Raw genomic sequence first — 18,205 nt, 5'->3', positions numbered from 1 at the left:
CAGTGCCGCCGCGCTCGGGTAGGGTCAGCGCGTCAGCCGCAGCTGCTGCAGATTGCCGTCCAGCTGCAGGTCGGTCTGCAGGCGGGCGACTTCCCGGCAGGTGAAGGCCATTTCCTGATGCGTTGCCAGCTTTTTGCGCCACTTTTCCGGGACCTCAGCCAGGCGGGCATACAGCCCCTCCAGGTCCTGGAACTCGTTTAGCAGCTGGGCGGCGCTTTTGGGGCCAATACCCGCTACGCCCGGCACCTTCGAGCTGCTGATCCCCGCCAGCCCCCAGTAATCCGCCAGCTGCTCCGGGGTGACGCCGAACTCGCTGGCGATGAAGGGGGCGTCCAGCCAGCGCTTCTGAAAGTAGTCGCGGATGCGGATGGTGGGCGACAGCAGCTGGCAGTAGCCTTTGTCGGTGGAGACAATGGTGGCCTGATGGCCCGCCTGGGCCACCTTCACCGCCAGGGTGGCGGCGAGGTCATCCGCTTCGCTGCCCGGCGAGGCCCAGCAGCGGATCCCCCGCTGCTCGAAGGCGGCCCGCAGCGCCGGCATCTCGGCGACCAGGGTCTCCGGCATCGGCGCGCGGCCGGCTTTGTACTCCGGCAGGCGCTGGTGGCGCCAGCCGTGGGCGCGATCCTCATCATCAAACACCGCCACCGCGTGGGTGGGCTGACTATGGACGATCAGCTGCTCCAGCGCATGCAGGCAGGTATCGACGCAGGGCGAGCCCTGTACCGCGTGGATGCGGCGGATCAGATTTAACGCGTCGACGATTAACAGATGAACAGCCACAGATACCCCCTTATTCTCAGCGCCTTTAGGGTAACATCGGTGGTGATTCGAGGCCATTGGTAGAGCGAGGATCGGGAATCACACTCGCAAATCAGGCAGGATTCCGGTCAAAAGCTGGCCCGCCGCGGCGACGCGCGGCGGGCCAGCAGGTTAATCGCAGGCGACAATCTTCATCGCCAGCCCCCCGCGAGAGGTTTCCCGGTACTTGGCGTTCATGTCTTTGCCGGTTTCGTACATGGTCTCAATGACTTTATCGAGGCAGACGCGCGGCTCGCTGGTCCGGCGCAGCGCCATTCGCGCGGCGTTGACCGCTTTCACGGCGGCGATAGCGTTGCGTTCGATGCACGGCACCTGCACCTGGCCGGCGACAGGGTCGCAGGTCAGACCGAGGTTATGCTCCATGGCGATCTCTGCCGCGATGCACACCTGGCCCGGGCTGCCGCCCAGCAGTTCAGCCAGACCGGCCGCCGCCATCGAGCAGGCGACGCCCACTTCACCCTGGCAGCCCACTTCGGCGCCGGAGATCGAGGCGTTCATCTTATAGAGCGAACCAATCGCGCTGGCCACCAGCATATAGCGCGCCAGGGAGTTGCTGTTCACCTTGCGGATAAACTTGTCGTAATAGGCCAGCACTGCCGGCACGATACCGCAGGCGCCGTTGGTCGGCGCCGTCACCACCCGGCCGCCGGCGGCGTTCTCTTCGTTCACCGCGAGGGCGAACATATTGATCCAGTCGACCACCGCCATCGGGTCGCTGTTGGTGGTGTCCTGGCTCACCAGCATGCGGCGCAGCGCGGCAGCCCGGCGCGGAACGCGCAGTTTGCCCGGCAGGACGCCTTCGGTGGTGATGCCGCGCTCAATACCGGCGCTCATCACTTCCCACACCGCGGCGAAGTGTTGCTCCAGCGCCTCTTTACTGTGCAGCGCCAGTTCGTTCTGCATCATCAGGCCGGAGAGCGACAGCCCGGTTTCGCGGCAGTGACGCTGCAGGTCGGCGGCGTTTTTATAAGGATAAGGGACGGCCACCGGCGCGTCGGTAGTCTGGCCGAAGTGCGCTTCATCGACGATAAAGCCGCCGCCGATGGAGTAGTACGTCTGGCTGTAGAGCGCCTGGTCGCCGGCCAGGGCGGTGATGCGCATGCCGTTCTCATGCAGCGACAGGTTGTCGGCATGGAAATTCATGCACTGATCGACCGGGAAGTCCACTTCGTGCTGGCCGTTGGCCAGCATCAGGCGACCATGGGTGTTAACGTCCTGAATAAAGCCAGGGATAGCGTCGATGTCGACGGTGTCCGGCAGGTTGCCGGCAAGCCCCATGATAATCGCGATATCGGTATGGTGGCCTTTACCGGTCAGGGAGAGGGAGCCGTAGACGTCGACGACCACTTTGCTCACCTCGGCCAGCAGGCCGCGCGCGATCAGGTCGTCAGTGAATTGTTTGCCCGCTTTCATCGGTCCAACGGTATGGGAGCTGGAAGGGCCAATGCCGATTTTAAAGATATCGAATACGCTGATCATATGTATTCCCGTGCTGTCGGAAAGCGCGCCGCCGTTCAGCGGCGCGGGGGGAGGTGTTGACTGAATTAGCTGAACAGCGAGTAGAAGATCGCGGAGATGGCAATCAGACCCATAATCACCACGAAGACGTTGCTGACGTGGCCGCTGTATTTACGCATCGCCGGCACTTTCTGAATCGCGTACATCGGCATCAGGAACAGGATCATCGCGATAATCGGGCCGCCCAGGGTCTCGATCATGCCGAGGATGCTCGGGTTCAGCGTCGCTACAATCCAGGTGGTCACCAGCATGAACAGCGCGGTCAGCTTGTTCAGTTTGTTGATTTCGATAGATTTGCCTTTACCGCGCAGGGACTTAATCACCATGCCGTTAAAGCCTTCGCGGGCGCCCAGGTAGTGGCCGAGGAAGGATTTGGTGATGGCGATCATCGCGATGATCGGCGCCATCCAGGCAATGATTGGCGCGTTAAAGTGGTTCGCCAGGTAAGACAGAATCGAGATGTTCTGCTCTTTCGCCGCCGCCAGGTCTGCCGGAGAGAGGCTCAGGACGCAGCTGAAGACGAAGAACATCACGGTCAGCACCATCATGATATGGGCGCGAGCCAGGATGCTGGAGCATTTTTTCTCGGCGCCTTCGCCGTACTCTTCACGCTTGGCAACCGCGAAGGAGGAGATGATCGGCGAGTGGTTGAAAGAGAAGACCATGACCGGGATCGCCAGCCACAGGGTCATCAGCAGGCCGTTGCCGGTGACGGAGGCGCCGCTCAGGGAGAGGGTCTCCAGCGCCGCGCCGTTCCACTGCGGGATCAGGTACAGCGCCAGAATCATCAGGGCGATAACGAACGGAAACACCAGAATGCTCATCGCTTTCACGATCATCTGCTCGCCGAAACGCACGATGGTCATCATGCCGACGATCAGGATCAGCGACAGAATCGCGCGCGGCGGCGGCGTCATGTGCAGCTGGTGCGCCATGAAGCTTTCGACGGTATTGGTGATCGCCACGCTGTAGACCAACAGGATTGGGTAGATAGCGAAGAAGTAGAGCAGGGTAATCAGCTTACCTGCGCCTACGCCGAAGTGTTCTTCAACCACTTCAGTGATGTCTTCGCCCGGGTTTTTGCCGGAGAGCACGAAGCGGGTCATACCGCGGTGGGCGAAGAAGGTCATAGGGAAGGCCAGAATCGCCATGATAATCAGGGGGATCATGCCGCCGACGCCGGCGTTGATCGGCAGGAACAAGACGCCCGCGCCGATCGCTGTACCGTACAGGCCCAGCATCCACATGGTGTCGGTTTTACGCCATCCGCTGCGGGTTTCGCCCGAAACGATGGTGCTGGTTTGAGTGGTTTCCATCTGTATCTCCTGGAGGAATCAACAAAATCTAATGAACAAATACAATTGCGTAACACGAAATTCGTTTAATTACGGTTTTTTTAGAAATTTTCTCCGTAATAATTGGGCCGGAAAGATACATTTATATGGTTTATGCATCAGTGATCGCGATCTCAAATGCAATAATCCACTTTCAATGTGCGTATTTTTAGTCCAACAGCCTGTTTCTGGTGATCAGCCAGCGATTTGTGGCGCGCAGGCTACCATTTGCAGCATATGAGATAAAAGCTGGGCGGCGTAATAACGAGGGATTTACTGTAAAAAAGAGAAGTGGTCGACGTTTTTGCGCTTAAAACCATTTTTTGCAGTGATAATTATCGCAGTTTTTACCAACGCAAACGATTGGCTATGTAAAAATAATTTAGCTGTTTGATGAGTAACAGAAAGTTTTTTAGCGCGTTTTGGAAGTCAGAGAAAGCGTGCCCGCCGGGGCAACAGGCGCTGCCCCGGCGGGACGGAAATCAGGCGATGATTTCGTAGCAGGGAATATAGGCGGTACCGCCCGGGAGCTTCATGCGGTGCTGGGCGACGAAGCCCTGCAGCAGATCGTCCATGCGGCGCATCATCTCCGGGTCGCCGTGCAGCTTATAAGGACCGTACTGCTCGATGGCCTGGATGCCCACCTCTTTGACGTTACCTGCGACAATGCCGGAGAAGGCGCGGCGCAGGTCGGCGGCCAGCTCTTCCACCGGCTGGTCCGGGGAGAGTTTGAGGTTGGCCATGTTTTCATGGGTCGGATCAAACGGCATCTGCAGGTCCGGCGAGATACGAATCGACCAGTTGAAGCTGTAGGCGTCGTCGGTCTCGCGACGGCTCTCTTTCACCAGCGGCATCGCTTTTTTCATCTGCCGCGCCACTTCCGCCGGGTCGTCGATGATGATCCGGTAGTGGCGACGGGCGGATTCGCCCAGAGTATGGGTGATAAATTCATCCAGCACGCGGAAGTAGTCAGCGCTCTCTTTCGGTCCGGTGAGGATCAGCGGCAGCACCTGCGCTTTGTTATCCGGATGCATCAGAATACCCAGCAGGTAGAGCAGTTCTTCGGCGGTGCCGACGCCGCCCGGGAAGATGATGATCCCGTGGGCGATGCGCACGAAGGCCTCCAGACGCTTTTCGATGTCCGGCATGATGATCAGTTCATTGACCAGCGGGTTTGGCGGTTCTGCGGCGATAATGGACGGTTCGGTCATGCCGATAAAGCGGCTGTCTTTGTAGCGCTGCTGCGCGTGGCCGACGGCGGCGCCTTTCATCGGCGCTTCCATCGCGCCAGGCCCGCAGCCGGTGCAGATATTCAGTTCCCGCAGTCCCAGCTGCGTACCGACGCGGCGGGCGTAGAGATATTCGTTTTCGTTGATCGAGTGGCCGCCCCAGCAGACGATCATGTTCGGCGCTTCGCCGACATGTAGCGCGCGGGCGTTGCGCAGGATCGAGAACACCAGGTTGGTGATATGGACCGAACTTTCGAGATCGAGGTTCGGGAAGCGAACGGTATTGTGGATCTGGCCGTACACGAACAGGATATCGCGCAGCACGGCAAACAGGTTGGCCTGCAGGGAACGAATAATGCGCCCGTCAACGAAGGCCTCTTCCGGCGGGTTGATCAGTTCCAGCTTCACGCCGCGTTCGCGACGTAGCACGTTAATATCGAAGTTTTCAAAACGAGACAGGAGCTCCTTGCTGTTATCGGTCAGGCTCCCCGAGTTGAGCACAGCAAGCGAGCAGTTGCGAAAGAGTTGATACAGGTCACTGCTGGCGGTGCGTTTAAGCATATCCACTTCCAGCTGCGACAGCATATCCATTGAACCAAGCGGGCTAACATGTGTAATCAAGTGAACTCCTTACAGGACGCTTATGGTCTTCCTGTGATTACAATAGCCCTGCGAGCGGCGTTTCCACAACCTTGCGCGCGTCTAAACGCACGCAAATTGTGAAAATGTTTATTATTGTCGGGCGAGGCGGCCGGTGGCAGGGGAAAAGTCGCCGTTGCTGCGCCAGGGGTTGATATCCAGACCGCCGCGTCGCGTATAGCGGGCGTAAACGGAAAGCGATTCCGGCTGGCAGAAACGGAGAATATCGTTAAAGATGCGCTCGACGCACTGCTCATGGAATTCGTTATGGTGGCGGAACGAGACCAGATAGCGCAGGAGCTGCTCGCGGTCGATTTTCGCCCCACGATACTGGATCTGCACCGAGCCCCAGTCCGGCTGGTGGGTGATCAGGCAGTTGGACTTCAGCAGATGGCTGACCAGCGTCTCTTCCACGATTTTGCCGCTGGCGGCGCCCTGCAGGTAGTCGGCGCTGAACTGATAGTTATCGATCTCGATATCCTGATCGTCGATGCAGGCGCCGTGGAGGTGAGCAATCGGCTGGCCTTCCAGTTCATCCAGCCGATACAGCGAGACCTTGACCTCGCCCTGGGCGCAGGCGCTCAGATCGCGGGTCAGCGTCTCTTCAACCTCCTGCCAGCTGGCGAAACGCGTCTGGTTAAAGCTGTTGAGATAAAGCTTAAAGCTTTTTGACTCCACCAGATTGACGCTGGTGTCGGGCAGTTCGACGTGGCCGACGGCCACCTGCGGCAGGCCTTTGCCGTTCAGCCAGGAGAGTTCGTAAAGCGTCCAGATATCGGCGCCGTGAAACGGCAGGTTGTCGGCATGCAGGCCAAGCGGGTCGCGGTTAAGGCTGCGCGGAACGCCCTGCAGCAGCGAGGCGTCATAAGTATCGCGGTAATCGGTTGATTTACCGAGCGTCAGGCCGGCCAGCGCCTGATGATTATCGTAAGAAGACATGTTTCACCATAGTAAAGCGGGTACACTATGACCCCAGTGTATCCTGTCTAACGTGAAGAGAGAAACCGGTGGACCATCAGACCGCAGAAGCGCTGCATGCTTTTACCCAACGTTATTGCGCCGCCTGGCAGCAGCAGCGCCACAGCCTGCCGCGCAGTGAAGAGCTTTATGGCGTCCCGTCGCCTTGCGTCGTCGACACCCAGGGTGAGGCCGTGTTCTGGCAGCCGCAGCCGTTTTCGCTGGCGCAAAATATCAGCGCGGTTGAACGCGCCCTGGATATTGTGGTACAACAGCCGCTTCATTCTTATTATACCACTCAGTTTGCCGGCGATATGACCGGCCGGTTTGCCGGCGAAACGCTAACGCTGCTGCAGACCTGGAGTGAAGAGGATTTCCAGCGGGTGCAGGAAAACCTCATCGGGCATCTGGTGGTGCAGAAGCGGCTGAAGCTGGCGCCGACGCTGTTTATCGCCACCCTCGAGAGTGAACTGGATGTCATTTCCGTCTGTAATCTCAGCGGTGAAGTCGTCAAAGAGACCCTCGGCACCGCCAAACGCATCACCCTTTCCCCCTCGCTTGCGGGTTTCCTCAACCAGCTTGAGCCGGTTCTGTAATCCAGTCTGCCTGGTCATTTGTGAGAGATCTCTTACAAAACCTGTAAGAGATCATCATCATTTAAGGCAAATTTAATCCAATCTTTTTTTGTTAACTTATTGGTATTAAATTGGATTTTTATTTTTTCGTCCTTTTGAGTGGGGACTAATCTTAAGAGATTGTCTCAAGAAGGGTTGTAAGAAGAGGCAGAATCAGTGATCCTATGTCTGTCGACAGGAAGTCGCGAAATGAAGCGAACATCAGGATGATGGCGCTTCTGCAGGACCCGCCAGGATGGCGTTGCAAGGACAGGCTTCAGGATGAAGCAAGGATAACGCAGGATCGCGTAATGGACACCTCCAGGATGGAGAATGAGAGCCGCTCAGGATGAACGGTGGATCTGGAAGATCGGGACAAACTTAAGGATAAGTCATTTCGCATCGGGGTGGTGTGAAAGCAGGATGCACGAGTTTATGGATGAACATGGTCAGGAGACCTCAGGAAAAGTTTTCAAGGACGAGCAGGGAGCACCAATGTAGCGGGAATGCTGCAAAACGAACCGGGAGCACTGTTTATACAGTGCTCCCTTTTTTTATTTCTCCTGCGGATTTGCTATCCTGCGCCCGGTTTTTAACTCATCGAGGTTTCCCCCATGACTCTTGACGATAGCGTGCGCGATCGCCTGCGCGCCATTGAAGCCCTGCTGCGCGAAACAGAGCACTGGCAGGAGACGGCGCCGGACAGCAGCGCCTTCGCCAGCGATAAGCCGTTTTGCCTGGATACCCTGGAGCCGCTGGAGTGGCTGCAGTGGGTCCTGATCCCGCGTATGCATCAACTGCTGGAGAGCGGCCAGCCGCTGCCGCAAAATTTCGCCGTTGCGCCGTATTACGAAATGGCGCTGGATCAAGCCCACCCGGTTCGCGAATCCATGCTGGCGGAGCTGCTGCTGCTGGACGCGCTGTTTGCCGGTGAGCAGGCCTGATGCTGGAGATAATCTACCAGGACGACTGGCTGGTGGCGGTCAACAAACCGTCGGGCTGGCTGGTGCATCGCAGCTGGCTCGATCGCGATGAGAAAGTGGTGGTGATGCAGACCGTGCGCGACCAGATCGGCCAGCACGTTTTTACCGCCCATCGCCTCGACCGACCCACCTCCGGCATCCTGCTCATGGGGCTGTCAAGCGAGGCGGGTCGCCTGCTGGCGCAGCAGTTCGAGCAGCATCAGATCCAGAAGCGCTACCATGCGATCGTCCGCGGCTGGCTGATGGAAGAGGCGCTGCTCGATTATCCGCTGGTGGAAGAGCTGGATAAAATCGCCGATAAGTTCGCCCGCGAAGACAAAGGGCCGCAGCCAGCGGTGACCCATTACCGTGGTCTGGCGACGGTGGAGATGCCGGTGGCGACCGGGCGTTATCCCTCCACCCGCTACGGGCTGGTGGAACTGGAGCCGAAAACCGGCCGCAAGCACCAGCTGCGCCGCCATCTGGCCCACCTGCGTCATCCGATCCTCGGCGACAGCAAGCACGGCGATCTGCGGCAAAACCGCAGCGCCGCGGAGCATTTCGGCTGTCACCGCCTGATGTTGCACGCCAGCGAACTGTCGTTAATCCATCCCTTTACCGGTGAGCCGCTGACCCTGCGCGCCGGTTTTGACGACGTCTGGATGCGTGCGCTGTCGCAGTTTGGCTGGCGCGGGCTTCTCCCGCTAAATGAAAGGGTTGAGTTTGCCGACGACTGCGGTCAGGATGAAGAGAATAAGGTCAATCCAGGGAGATAATAGCATGGCGGAAGTCGGAATTTTTGTCGGCACCATGTACGGCAACTCGCTGCTGGTCGCGGAAGAAGCGGAAGCGATCCTCAGCGGACTGGGACACAAGGCTACCGTGTATGAGGATCCGCAGGTCAACGACTGGGAATCCTACACGGGTAAGTATGTGCTGGTGGTCACCTCCACCACCGGGCAGGGCGATCTGCCGGACAGCATCGTCCCGCTGTATGAGGGCATTAAAGATATGTATCAGCCTCACCTGCGCTACGGCATTATCGCGCTGGGCGACAGCACCTACGCCAACTTTTGCGGCGGAGGCCTGAAGTTCGATCAACTGCTGCAGGAGCAGGGCGCGAAGCGCATCGGCGAGATGCTGAAGATTGACGCCAGCGAAGATCCGGAGCCGGAGAGCGTCTCTAATCCATGGGTTGAGCAGTGGGCTACCCTGCTGGAATAAAAGCGCTGCCCTCTCCCTACGCAGAGGGCGCCCTTTCAAGATGTCGCGGCCAGATACGCGGACAGCAAAAGTGTATCCCTTTCCGGGCGGCACGCCTTCAGGCAAATGCACAATATCCTTAGCAATATCATGGGTTAAGCCAGCCGGTTTCACCGGGTCAAGAGAGGTATTTCACACTCCGGCTCTTATTGCTGTGCTTTTGACCACCCGCGGCGCTGGTTTTTCATTTCCGTGAACTTCCCCCCATTCTTTCAGGCATACGCCATAAACCACCTGCAATAGCGGCGTAAAAGCTGTGTAGATGCACGGTGAGCCGCGGTGTGCCTCTTCATATACTGCTCCAGCCAGTGATAAATGCAGTGCCAGATATAACGACAACTATCAAAACACGACCACGTCATTCTGATTACCCTACAGGTTGTGCTGTTCAGAATGAACGTAGCTAAACGCTATGATTCAGGAGTACAACAATGAGTTCATTAAGTCAGGCGGCGACGGCGGCTGAAAAGCGCACCAACGCCCGCTACTGGATAGTGGTGATGCTGTTTATCGTCACCTCTTTTAACTATGGCGACCGGGCGACGCTGTCGATCGCCGGTTCGGAAATGGCCAAAGATATCGGCCTTGATCCGGTGGGAATGGGGTATGTCTTCTCCGCGTTCTCATGGGCTTATGTCATCGGCCAGATCCCGGGCGGCTGGCTGCTCGACCGCTTCGGTTCGAAGCGCGTCTATTTCTGGTCGATTTTCATCTGGTCGATGTTTACCCTGCTGCAGGGCTTCGTCGACATCTTCAGCGGCTTTGGCATTATCGTCGCGCTGTTTACCCTGCGCTTCCTCGTTGGCCTGGCCGAATCGCCGTCATTCCCGGGTAACAGCCGTATCGTGGCCGCCTGGTTCCCGGCGCAGGAGCGCGGCACGGCGGTGGCGATCTTTAACTCCGCCCAGTACTTTGCCACCGTTATCTTCGCGCCGATCATGGGCTGGCTGACGCATGAGGTGGGCTGGTCGCACGTCTTCTTCTTTATGGGCGGCCTGGGGATTGTGATTAGCTTTGTCTGGCTGAAAGTGATCCACGATCCGAACAACCATCCGGGGGTAAACAAGAAGGAACTGGAATATATCGCCGAAGGCGGCGCCCTGATCAACATGGATCAAAAGAGCAGCGCGCAGAAGGTGCCGTTCAGCGTCAAAATGGGGCAGATCAAGCAGCTGATCGGATCGCGGATGATGATCGGCATCTATATCGGTCAGTACTGCATTAACGCCCTGACCTACTTCTTTATCACCTGGTTCCCGGTTTACCTGGTGCAGGCGCGCGGCATGTCGATCCTTAAAGCAGGGTTTGTCGCCTCCATTCCGGCGGTGTGCGGCTTCGTCGGCGGGGTGCTGGGCGGGGTGATCTCTGACTGGTTAATGCGTCGCACCGGCTCGCTGAACATTGCCCGCAAAACGCCGATTGTGCTGGGGATGCTGCTCTCCATGACCATGCTGATGTGTAACTATGTCAACGTGGAGTGGATGGTGATTGGCTTTATGGCGATGGCCTTCTTCGGCAAAGGGATCGGCGCGCTTGGCTGGGCGGTGATGGCGGATACCGCGCCAAAAGAGATTAGCGGTCTTTCAGGCGGCCTGTTCAACATGTTTGGCAATATCTCCGGTATCGTCACCCCGATCGCTATCGGCTATATCGTCGGCACCACCGGCTCGTTCAACGGGGCGCTGGTTTACGTAGGTATCCATGCCCTGGTGGCGGTGCTGAGCTACCTGGTGCTGGTGGGCGACATCAAACGCATCGAACTGAAACCTGTGGTGGGGCGTTAATCATGACTACTCAATCCAGCCCGATTATTACAGAGATGAAGGTCATTCCGGTGGCCGGACACGACAGCATGCTGCTGAACATCGGTGGGGCGCATAACGCCTGGTTTACCCGCAATATCGTGGTATTGACCGATAACGCCGGCAACACCGGCGTGGGAGAAGCCCCTGGCGGAGAGGTCATCTACCAGACGCTGCTGGCGGCGATCCCGCAGGTGGTAGGTCAGGAGGTCGCCAGACTGAATCGCGTGGTGCAGCAGGTGCATAAAGGCAATCAGGCGGCGGATTTCGACACCTTTGGCAAAGGGGCGTGGACCTTCGAACTGAAAGTCAACGCGGTAGCGGCGCTGGAGGCCGCGCTGCTCGACCTGCTCGGCAAGGTGCTCAATGTGCCGGTCTGCGAGCTGCTGGGCCCGGGTAAGCAGCGTGATGCCGTCACCGTGCTGGGCTACCTGTTCTATATCGGCGATCGGCAGAAAACCGACCTGGGTTATCTGGACCATACGCCGGGCGATCACGAATGGTATCGCCTGCGCCACCAGCAGGCGCTGAACAGCGAAGCGGTGGTGCGCCTGGCGGAAGCCGCTCAGGATCGCTACGGTTTCAAAGACTTTAAGCTGAAGGGCGGCGTGCTGCCCGGCGAGCAGGAAATTGACACCGCCCGGGCGCTGAAAAAGCGCTTTCCGGACGCGCGCATCACCGTCGATCCTAACGGCGCCTGGCTGCTGGATGAGGCGATCGCCCTGTGCAAAGGGCTGCAGGATGTTCTGACCTACGCCGAAGATCCGTGCGGCGCCGAGCAGGGCTTCTCCGGCCGGGAGGTGATGGCCGAGTTCCGCCGCGCCACCGGGCTGCCGGTCGCCACCAATATGATCGCCACCAACTGGCGCGAGATGGGTCATGCGGTGATGCTCAACGCCGTCGATATTCCGCTGGCGGACCCGCACTTCTGGACGCTCTCCGGCGCGGTACGAGTGGCGCAGCTGTGCGACGACTGGGGGCTTACCTGGGGCTGCCATTCCAACAACCATTTTGATATTTCCCTGGCGATGTTTACCCACGTCGGCGCCGCCGCGCCGGGTCATCCCACCGCCATCGACACCCACTGGATCTGGCAGGAAGGCGACGCGCGCCTGACCAAAAATCCGCTGCAGATTATTAACGGCAAGATTGCCGTGCCAGACGCGCCGGGACTCGGCGTGGAACTTGACTGGGAGCAGGTGCGCAGAGCCCATGAGGCTTATAAAGCGCTGCCGGGCGGCGCGCGCAACGACGCGGGCCCGATGCAGTACCTGATCCCCGGCTGGACATTCGACCGCAAACGTCCTGTTTTCGGCCGCCACTAATTACAAAAGGATGATGCTATGACGACTTTCTCTTCCACGCCCGTTGTCACCACCATGCAGGTGATCCCGGTTGCCGGCCATGACAGTATGCTGATGAATCTGAGCGGGGCCCACGCCCCGTACTTCACCCGCAATATCGTGATTATTAAAGATAACGCCGGCCATACCGGCGTCGGTGAAATTCCGGGGGGCGAAAAAATTCGCCAGACTCTGGAGGATGCCATTCCGCTGGTGGTGGGCAAAACGCTGGGCGAGTATAAAAACGTGCTCGGCGCGGTGCGCAATCAGTTCGCCGACCGTGACGCCGGCGGCCGCGGCCTGCAGACCTTTGACCTGCGCACCACCATCCACGTGGTGACCGGGATCGAAGCGGCGCTGCTGGACCTGCTGGGCCAGCACCTTGGGGTCAACGTCGCCTCGCTGCTCGGCGATGGGCAACAGCGCAGCGAAGTTGAAATGCTGGGCTACCTGTTCTTTATCGGTAACCGCCACGCCACGCCGCTGGCCTATCAGAGCCAGCCGGATGAACAGTGCGAGTGGTATCGCCTGCGCCATGAAGAGGCAATGACGCCAGATGCGGTGGTCCGCCTTGCGGAAGCGGCCTATGAAAAATATGGTTTCAATGACTTTAAGCTGAAGGGCGGCGTACTGGCCGGTTTTGAAGAAGCTGAAGCGATCAGCGCCCTGGCGAAGCGCTTCCCGAATGCCCGCGTGACCCTCGATCCAAACGGAGCCTGGCTGCTTGAAGAAGCCATTCAGATTGGCAAGCAGCTGAAGGGAGTGCTGGCCTATGCTGAGGATCCGTGCGGCGCTGAGCAGGGCTTCTCCGGCCGCGAAGTGATGGCGGAGTTCCGTCGCGCGACGGGCCTGCCGACCGCCACCAATATGATCGCCACCGACTGGCGGCAGATGGGCCATACGCTCTCCCTGCAGTCGGTGGATATCCCACTGGCGGACCCGCACTTCTGGACCATGCAGGGGTCGGTTCGCGTGGCGCAGATGTGTCATGAGTTCGGCCTGACCTGGGGTTCCCACTCCAATAACCACTTCGACGTGTCGCTGGCGATGTTCACTCACGTCGCGGCTGCGGCGCCGGGCAAGATCACCGCTATCGATACCCACTGGATCTGGCAGGAGGGCAACCAGCGTCTGACCAAACAACCGTTTGAAATTAAAGGCGGAATGGTGCAGGTGCCGAGCACGCCGGGTCTGGGGGTTGAGCTGGATATGGACCGCGTCATGCAGGCAAATGAGCTATATAAGAAACATGGCCTTGGCGCCCGCGACGATGCGATGGCGATGCAGTACCTGATCCCGGGCTGGACCTTTGATAACAAGCGTCCATGCATGGTGCGCTAAAAGGCCGCCGGCCTCTGCGGGGGCCGGCATTGCGCGATAGCGACAGGGGTTAGCTCAAAGTAAGGACTGCAGATGAAAATAGTGATCGCACCGGATTCCTGGAAGGAGAGCCTGACCGCGCTGGAAGTAGCCAGTGCGATAGAGCAAGGCTTTCGCGAGATTTATCCTGACGCGGAATATGTCAGGCTGCCGGTTGCCGACGGTGGGGAAGGGACGGTGGAAGCCATGGTGGCGGCGACCGGCGGGCATCAGGTGCCGCTGACGGTGACCGGGCCGCTGGGGGAGCCGGTAGAGGCATTTTATGGGCTGTCCGGCGATCGCCAGTGCGCCTTTATCGAAATGGCGGCGGCCAGCGGGCTGGAAAGCGTTCCCCCGGCGCAGCGTAACCCGCTGCTGACCACCTCCTGGGGCACCGGGGAGCTGATTCGCCATGCGCTGGACGCTGGCGTGCGGCAGATCATTATTGGCATTGGCGGCAGCGCGACCAATGACGGCGGCGCCGGCATGGCGCAGGCGCTGGGGGCGAAATTGCTGACCGTCGACGGTCAGCAAATCGCGCCAGGTGGCGGTGCGCTGGAGACGCTGGTGCGCATCGATCTTAGCGAGCTTGATCCACGGCTGGCAGATTGTAGGATTGACGTGGCCTGCGATGTCACCAACCCGTTGACCGGCCCGCAGGGCGCCAGCGCGGTATTCGGCCCACAAAAAGGGGCGACGGCGCAGATGATCGACCGGCTTGACAGCGGCCTGCGGCACTATGCCCGGATCATCGCCCGTGATTTAGATTGCGACGTGCTGAGCCTGGAAGGCGGCGGCGCGGCGGGCGGGATGGGCGCGGCGCTGTATGCGTTTTGTGGCGCTCAACTGCGCCCGGGCATTGAGATTGTCACCGATGCGCTGCAGCTGGCGGAGCGGGTGGCGGATGCTGATTTAGTGATCACCGGCGAAGGACGTATCGACAGTCAGACTATCCACGGCAAGGTGCCGGTGGGAGTGGCCCGGGTGGCGAAGCGATTTAACATACCGGTGATCGGGATTGCCGGCAGCCTTACCGCCGATGTCGGCGTCGTGCATCAGCACGGGCTGGATGCGGTATTCAGCGTGTTGTACACCATCTGCACGCTGGATGAAGCGCTGGCCAATGCCGCCGCCAACCTGCGGATGACGGCGCGAAACGTCGCCGCGGTTTTGCAGATGGGCGGTAAGCTGTAATGGAGGTATCCCGGCTGGCGCGGCCTCCCGGGAATGTCTAAGCGATGTTGAAGTCGCCAGCACCGGCAGTTTCCGCAGCGCAAGCGGGTAAATTAACGGCAGGCTGCACGGACCGTAGGCCGGGCAAGGCGTCGCCGCCGCCCGGCATAAAAGCGGCTCCGTGCCCGCTCTCCTTACCCGGCGGCGCGATGCCTGGCGAGCCGGGTGAAGGAACCGTAGGCCGGGCAAGGCGTCGCCGCCGCCCGGCACAAAAGCGGCTCCGTGCCCGCTCTCCTTGCCCGGCGGCGCGATGCCTGGCGAGCCGGGTGCAGGCCGGGAAGCCCTGTGGTTTTAGCCCCCCATCCGGCAGGCTTCGCGCGCCACGTTATCCATCTCATCCAACAGCTCAAGCAGCTCCGGCTCCAGATCCTCGGCGGCGGTGCCTGCGCGCAGCTGGCTCTCCAGAGTGTGGCAGAGCTTTTTCAGCCGCGGCACGCCGCTGTAGCTGCAGCTGCCGTGCAGTTTGTGGATCAGATCCACCAGCCCTTCCGGCTGCTCGCCGACCAGTTGCTCTTCCACTTTGTTACGCACCTCCGGCATAAAAGCGATCAGCATCTGCAGCATCTCCCTCGCCAGATCTGGCTTCATCGCCGCCTGACGCAGCGCCAGCTGCCAGTCGAGCGTCTGGTTATGGTCGATGACCGGCTCTGCGGGCGGTATCGCCGCCGGGGCGATGCTGTGTACGCCAGGCTGATAGCGCAGCAGCAGGGCGTGCAGTTTCTCTTCTTCGATCGGCTTCGCCAGATAGTCGTTCATGCCGGCGCTCAGTAGCTTCTCGCGCTGGCCCTCCAGGGCGTGCGCGGTGACGGCGATAACCGGCGTTTGCTGGTGATGCGGCAAATGATGGATAAGCTCACAGGCGCGGATGCCGTCCATATCCGGCATCTGAATATCCATCAGGATCAGATCCATCTGCAGTTGCTTGGCCTTGTCCACCGCCTGCTGGCCGCTGTCGCAGAGGATCACCTGCTGCACAAGGTCATCCAGCAGGGCGCCAATGAGCTTCAGATTTGCCGGGTTGTCGTCGACGGCCATCACGGTCATCGGCAGCTTATGGCTGTCGGCCTGGGTCAACGGCGCGGAGGCCGTCGCATGATGGGTGGCCACCAGCGCCGGCAGCAGACGGGTGGTGGTGAGCGGTTTCAACAGGCAGGCGGCGATGCCATCGCGCTTCAGGGCTTCGGCGCTGACCTGGGCATGACATGGCAGAGCCAGCAGTACGTTATCTGACATCGCGCAGGCTTTGGCTAATTTTTCCCGGTGCGGCGACAAATCGCGCATTGAGACCGGAATACCGACCAGCAGAATGTCGTACTGGGCTTCCGCCAGCGAAGAGAAGGTGGGGCTGTAAATCACCTCCAGCGGCGTGGCGGCCAGCATCTCCAGCGTGCACTGCGCCGCCGTCGCGTTGGCTTCCACATAGGCCAGACGCTTGCCCGCCAGCCCGTCGGTATTCAGCGTATCCGGAATGGCGTTCGGGTTGAGATCGAGGCTGATATGGAACCAGAAGGTGGAGCCGCGGTTTGGCTGACTGTGGAACGAGATATCGCCGCCCATCTCCTTAACCAGACGCTGGGTGATCACCAGCCCGAGCCCGGTGCCGCCGTGGCGGCGTGAAATACTGGCATCGGCCTGACGGAAGGCCTGGAACAGCCGGGACTGGTCGCGCTCGGGGATGCCGATGCCGGTATCGTGGATCTGAATTTCGATCTGCACCCGCGAATTACTGATGGCCCGCTGCTCCACCAGCACATCGATATTACCGTGCTCGGTAAATTTGATGGCGTTGCCTACGAGGTTGGTCACAATCTGCTGCAGACGCAGCGGGTCGCCGATGACGTTATCCGGCACGTTGTTCTTAATGTTCAGCGTCAGCTCCAGCCCTTTATCGTGCGCGGAATGCGCCAGCAGGGTGACCACCTCATCAAGCGAGGTGCGCAGCAGGAACGGAATGCTCTCCAGGATCAGCTTCCCGGCTTCCAGCTTGGAAAAGTCGAGTACGTCGTTGATGATCGCCAACAGATTATTGGCCGAGCGTTCGATGGTGGTCAGGTGGTCGCGCTGCGTGGCGTTGAGATCGGTTTTCAACGTCAAACGGGTAAAGCCGATCACCCCATTGAGCGGGGTGCGCAGTTCGTGGGACATATTGGCCAGGAATTCAGACTTAATACGCGCCGCCTCCTGGGCGCGCTTTTTCGCCAGGTCCAGTTCGACGTTCTGAATCTCCATCTGCTCAAGGGTTTCCCGCAGATCCGAGGTCGCCTGGTCGACGTTGTGCTGCATCTCCTCATGGTACGCCGCCAGCGACATGGCCATCGAGTTGATGCCGTTTTTCAGCATATCCAGTTCGCCGAGCATAAAGCCCTCGACGCGGCTGTCCAGCTGTCCGCGGCGGATGCGGTCGACGGTGTTGACCATATTGCGGATAGGGCCGGTGACGTCGCGCATCAGGCGCCAGCCGAAGATCAGCGCGATGCCGATGCAGAACAGCATCATCACGCTGGAGATAAAAATCTCTTTGTACTGCTGGAGGCGCACCGATTTGAGATCCAGCTCCAGCGCGACGTAGCCCAGCATATTGCCCGGCATTTTGGCATCGGATTCGGGGGATTCATCCGGGGAATAACTTTCCGAGACGATCGGCGTGCGCAGGATCATCATGTCGCCGTCGCGGATGACGCTGAGACGACGGGGAAACGCTTCGCCTTTCGGGATCTGCAGGTCGCTGGGGTTGAGCTGATAATTGGAGGTGACAAACAAGCGGTTATGCGAATCGTACACCGAGATGACCCGCACGATCTCCGAGTGGCGACGATGCAGAACGCTGATCAACTGGCCGATAGATTCGCGGTTTTGCAGATTCATGCCATATTCGCTGGAGACCGCCAGCGGCTCAATAATGCTGGTGCCGGCGTCCTCCAGCTGACGTTGCAGGTCGTTATAACGGTGAGCGACAAAGAAAACACTGAGCAACAGCCCTATCAGGACGGTTGGCGCCAGAATCAGAATCATCATGCGAGCACGCAGGCTGTAGTTGGTCATGCGGTTCCATTATGGGAGAATATAGACATCATCGTTCGGTGCGCGTCGGTGCGCCTCGCGGCGCTGCCGCTCTGAACGAGCTCGTTTTATT

General features: G+C 59.5%; 14 protein-coding genes. 8 read left to right on the top strand and 6 right to left on the bottom strand.

Annotated features, from left to right (window positions below):
• Positions 1–24: 24 nt before the first annotated feature.
• The 5 genes from xni to queF form a co-directional block, all read right to left on the bottom strand.
• On the bottom strand, positions 25–780 hold the full coding sequence (gene xni, locus ACOI7Z_RS11790; protein ID WP_023290853.1) for a flap endonuclease Xni: 756 nt from the start codon (positions 778–780) through the stop codon (positions 25–27).
• 150 nt (positions 781–930) lie between these two features.
• Entirely contained in the window at positions 931–2,298 is a 1,368-nt protein-coding gene (locus tag ACOI7Z_RS11785; RefSeq protein ID WP_023290842.1) for an L-serine ammonia-lyase, read from the bottom strand.
• A gap of 65 nt (positions 2,299–2,363) precedes the next feature.
• Positions 2,364–3,653, bottom strand: coding sequence for an HAAAP family serine/threonine permease (locus ACOI7Z_RS11780; RefSeq protein WP_023290841.1), 1,290 nt, complete (start codon positions 3,651–3,653; stop codon positions 2,364–2,366).
• A gap of 500 nt (positions 3,654–4,153) precedes the next feature.
• The gene (gene ppnN / locus ACOI7Z_RS11775) at positions 4,154–5,521 is read right to left on the bottom strand and encodes a nucleotide 5'-monophosphate nucleosidase PpnN (RefSeq protein ID WP_087849631.1); all 1,368 of its coding nucleotides are present in this window, start codon (positions 5,519–5,521) and stop codon (positions 4,154–4,156) included.
• Positions 5,522–5,632: 111 nt separating this feature from the next.
• Entirely contained in the window at positions 5,633–6,478 is an 846-nt protein-coding gene (gene queF / locus ACOI7Z_RS11770; protein WP_023290839.1) for an NADPH-dependent 7-cyano-7-deazaguanine reductase QueF, read from the bottom strand.
• Between the two features lie 68 nt (positions 6,479–6,546).
• Here queF and syd point away from each other — a divergent pair, with 68 nt between their 5' ends.
• From syd to ACOI7Z_RS11730, 8 genes are all read left to right on the top strand, one after another.
• The gene (syd, locus tag ACOI7Z_RS11765; protein ID WP_023290838.1) at positions 6,547–7,092 is read left to right on the top strand and encodes a SecY-interacting protein; all 546 of its coding nucleotides are present in this window, start codon (positions 6,547–6,549) and stop codon (positions 7,090–7,092) included.
• A gap of 632 nt (positions 7,093–7,724) precedes the next feature.
• Positions 7,725–8,054: a YqcC family protein gene (locus tag ACOI7Z_RS11760; RefSeq protein WP_044524539.1), complete on the top strand. Its 330-nt coding sequence runs from the start codon at positions 7,725–7,727 to the stop codon at positions 8,052–8,054.
• The gene (truC, locus tag ACOI7Z_RS11755; RefSeq protein ID WP_087849630.1) at positions 8,054–8,848 is read left to right on the top strand and encodes a tRNA pseudouridine(65) synthase TruC; all 795 of its coding nucleotides are present in this window, start codon (positions 8,054–8,056) and stop codon (positions 8,846–8,848) included. Before ACOI7Z_RS11760 ends, truC begins: the two co-directional genes overlap by 1 nt.
• A gap of 4 nt (positions 8,849–8,852) precedes the next feature.
• The gene (locus ACOI7Z_RS11750; protein ID WP_004205560.1) at positions 8,853–9,296 is read left to right on the top strand and encodes a flavodoxin; all 444 of its coding nucleotides are present in this window, start codon (positions 8,853–8,855) and stop codon (positions 9,294–9,296) included.
• Between the two features lie 470 nt (positions 9,297–9,766).
• The gene (locus ACOI7Z_RS11745; protein WP_044524535.1) at positions 9,767–11,119 is read left to right on the top strand and encodes an MFS transporter; all 1,353 of its coding nucleotides are present in this window, start codon (positions 9,767–9,769) and stop codon (positions 11,117–11,119) included.
• 2 nt (positions 11,120–11,121) lie between these two features.
• Positions 11,122–12,462, top strand: a complete 1,341-nt coding sequence (locus ACOI7Z_RS11740) for an enolase C-terminal domain-like protein (RefSeq protein ID WP_049014191.1) — start codon at positions 11,122–11,124, stop codon at positions 12,460–12,462.
• 18 nt (positions 12,463–12,480) lie between these two features.
• Entirely contained in the window at positions 12,481–13,821 is a 1,341-nt protein-coding gene (gene gudD, locus ACOI7Z_RS11735; protein WP_004205567.1) for a glucarate dehydratase, read from the top strand.
• A 72-nt stretch (positions 13,822–13,893) separates the two neighbouring features.
• Complete coding sequence (locus ACOI7Z_RS11730; protein ID WP_065882019.1) at positions 13,894–15,033, top strand: glycerate kinase; 1,140 nt, start codon at positions 13,894–13,896, stop codon at positions 15,031–15,033.
• Between the two features lie 330 nt (positions 15,034–15,363).
• Here ACOI7Z_RS11730 and barA read toward each other — a convergent pair whose 3' ends face one another.
• A complete protein-coding gene (barA, locus tag ACOI7Z_RS11725) occupies positions 15,364–18,114 on the bottom strand; it encodes a two-component sensor histidine kinase BarA (RefSeq protein ID WP_087849629.1) in 2,751 nt (916 codons plus the stop codon).
• Positions 18,115–18,205: the final 91 nt, after the last annotated feature.

The organism is Klebsiella sp. C283, from assembly GCF_048822555.1.
GTDB lineage: Bacteria > Pseudomonadota > Gammaproteobacteria > Enterobacterales > Enterobacteriaceae > Klebsiella > Klebsiella quasipneumoniae.
The sequence above is the reverse complement of the archived record's forward strand: the minus strand, read 5'-3'. Positions and strand labels throughout refer to the sequence as shown.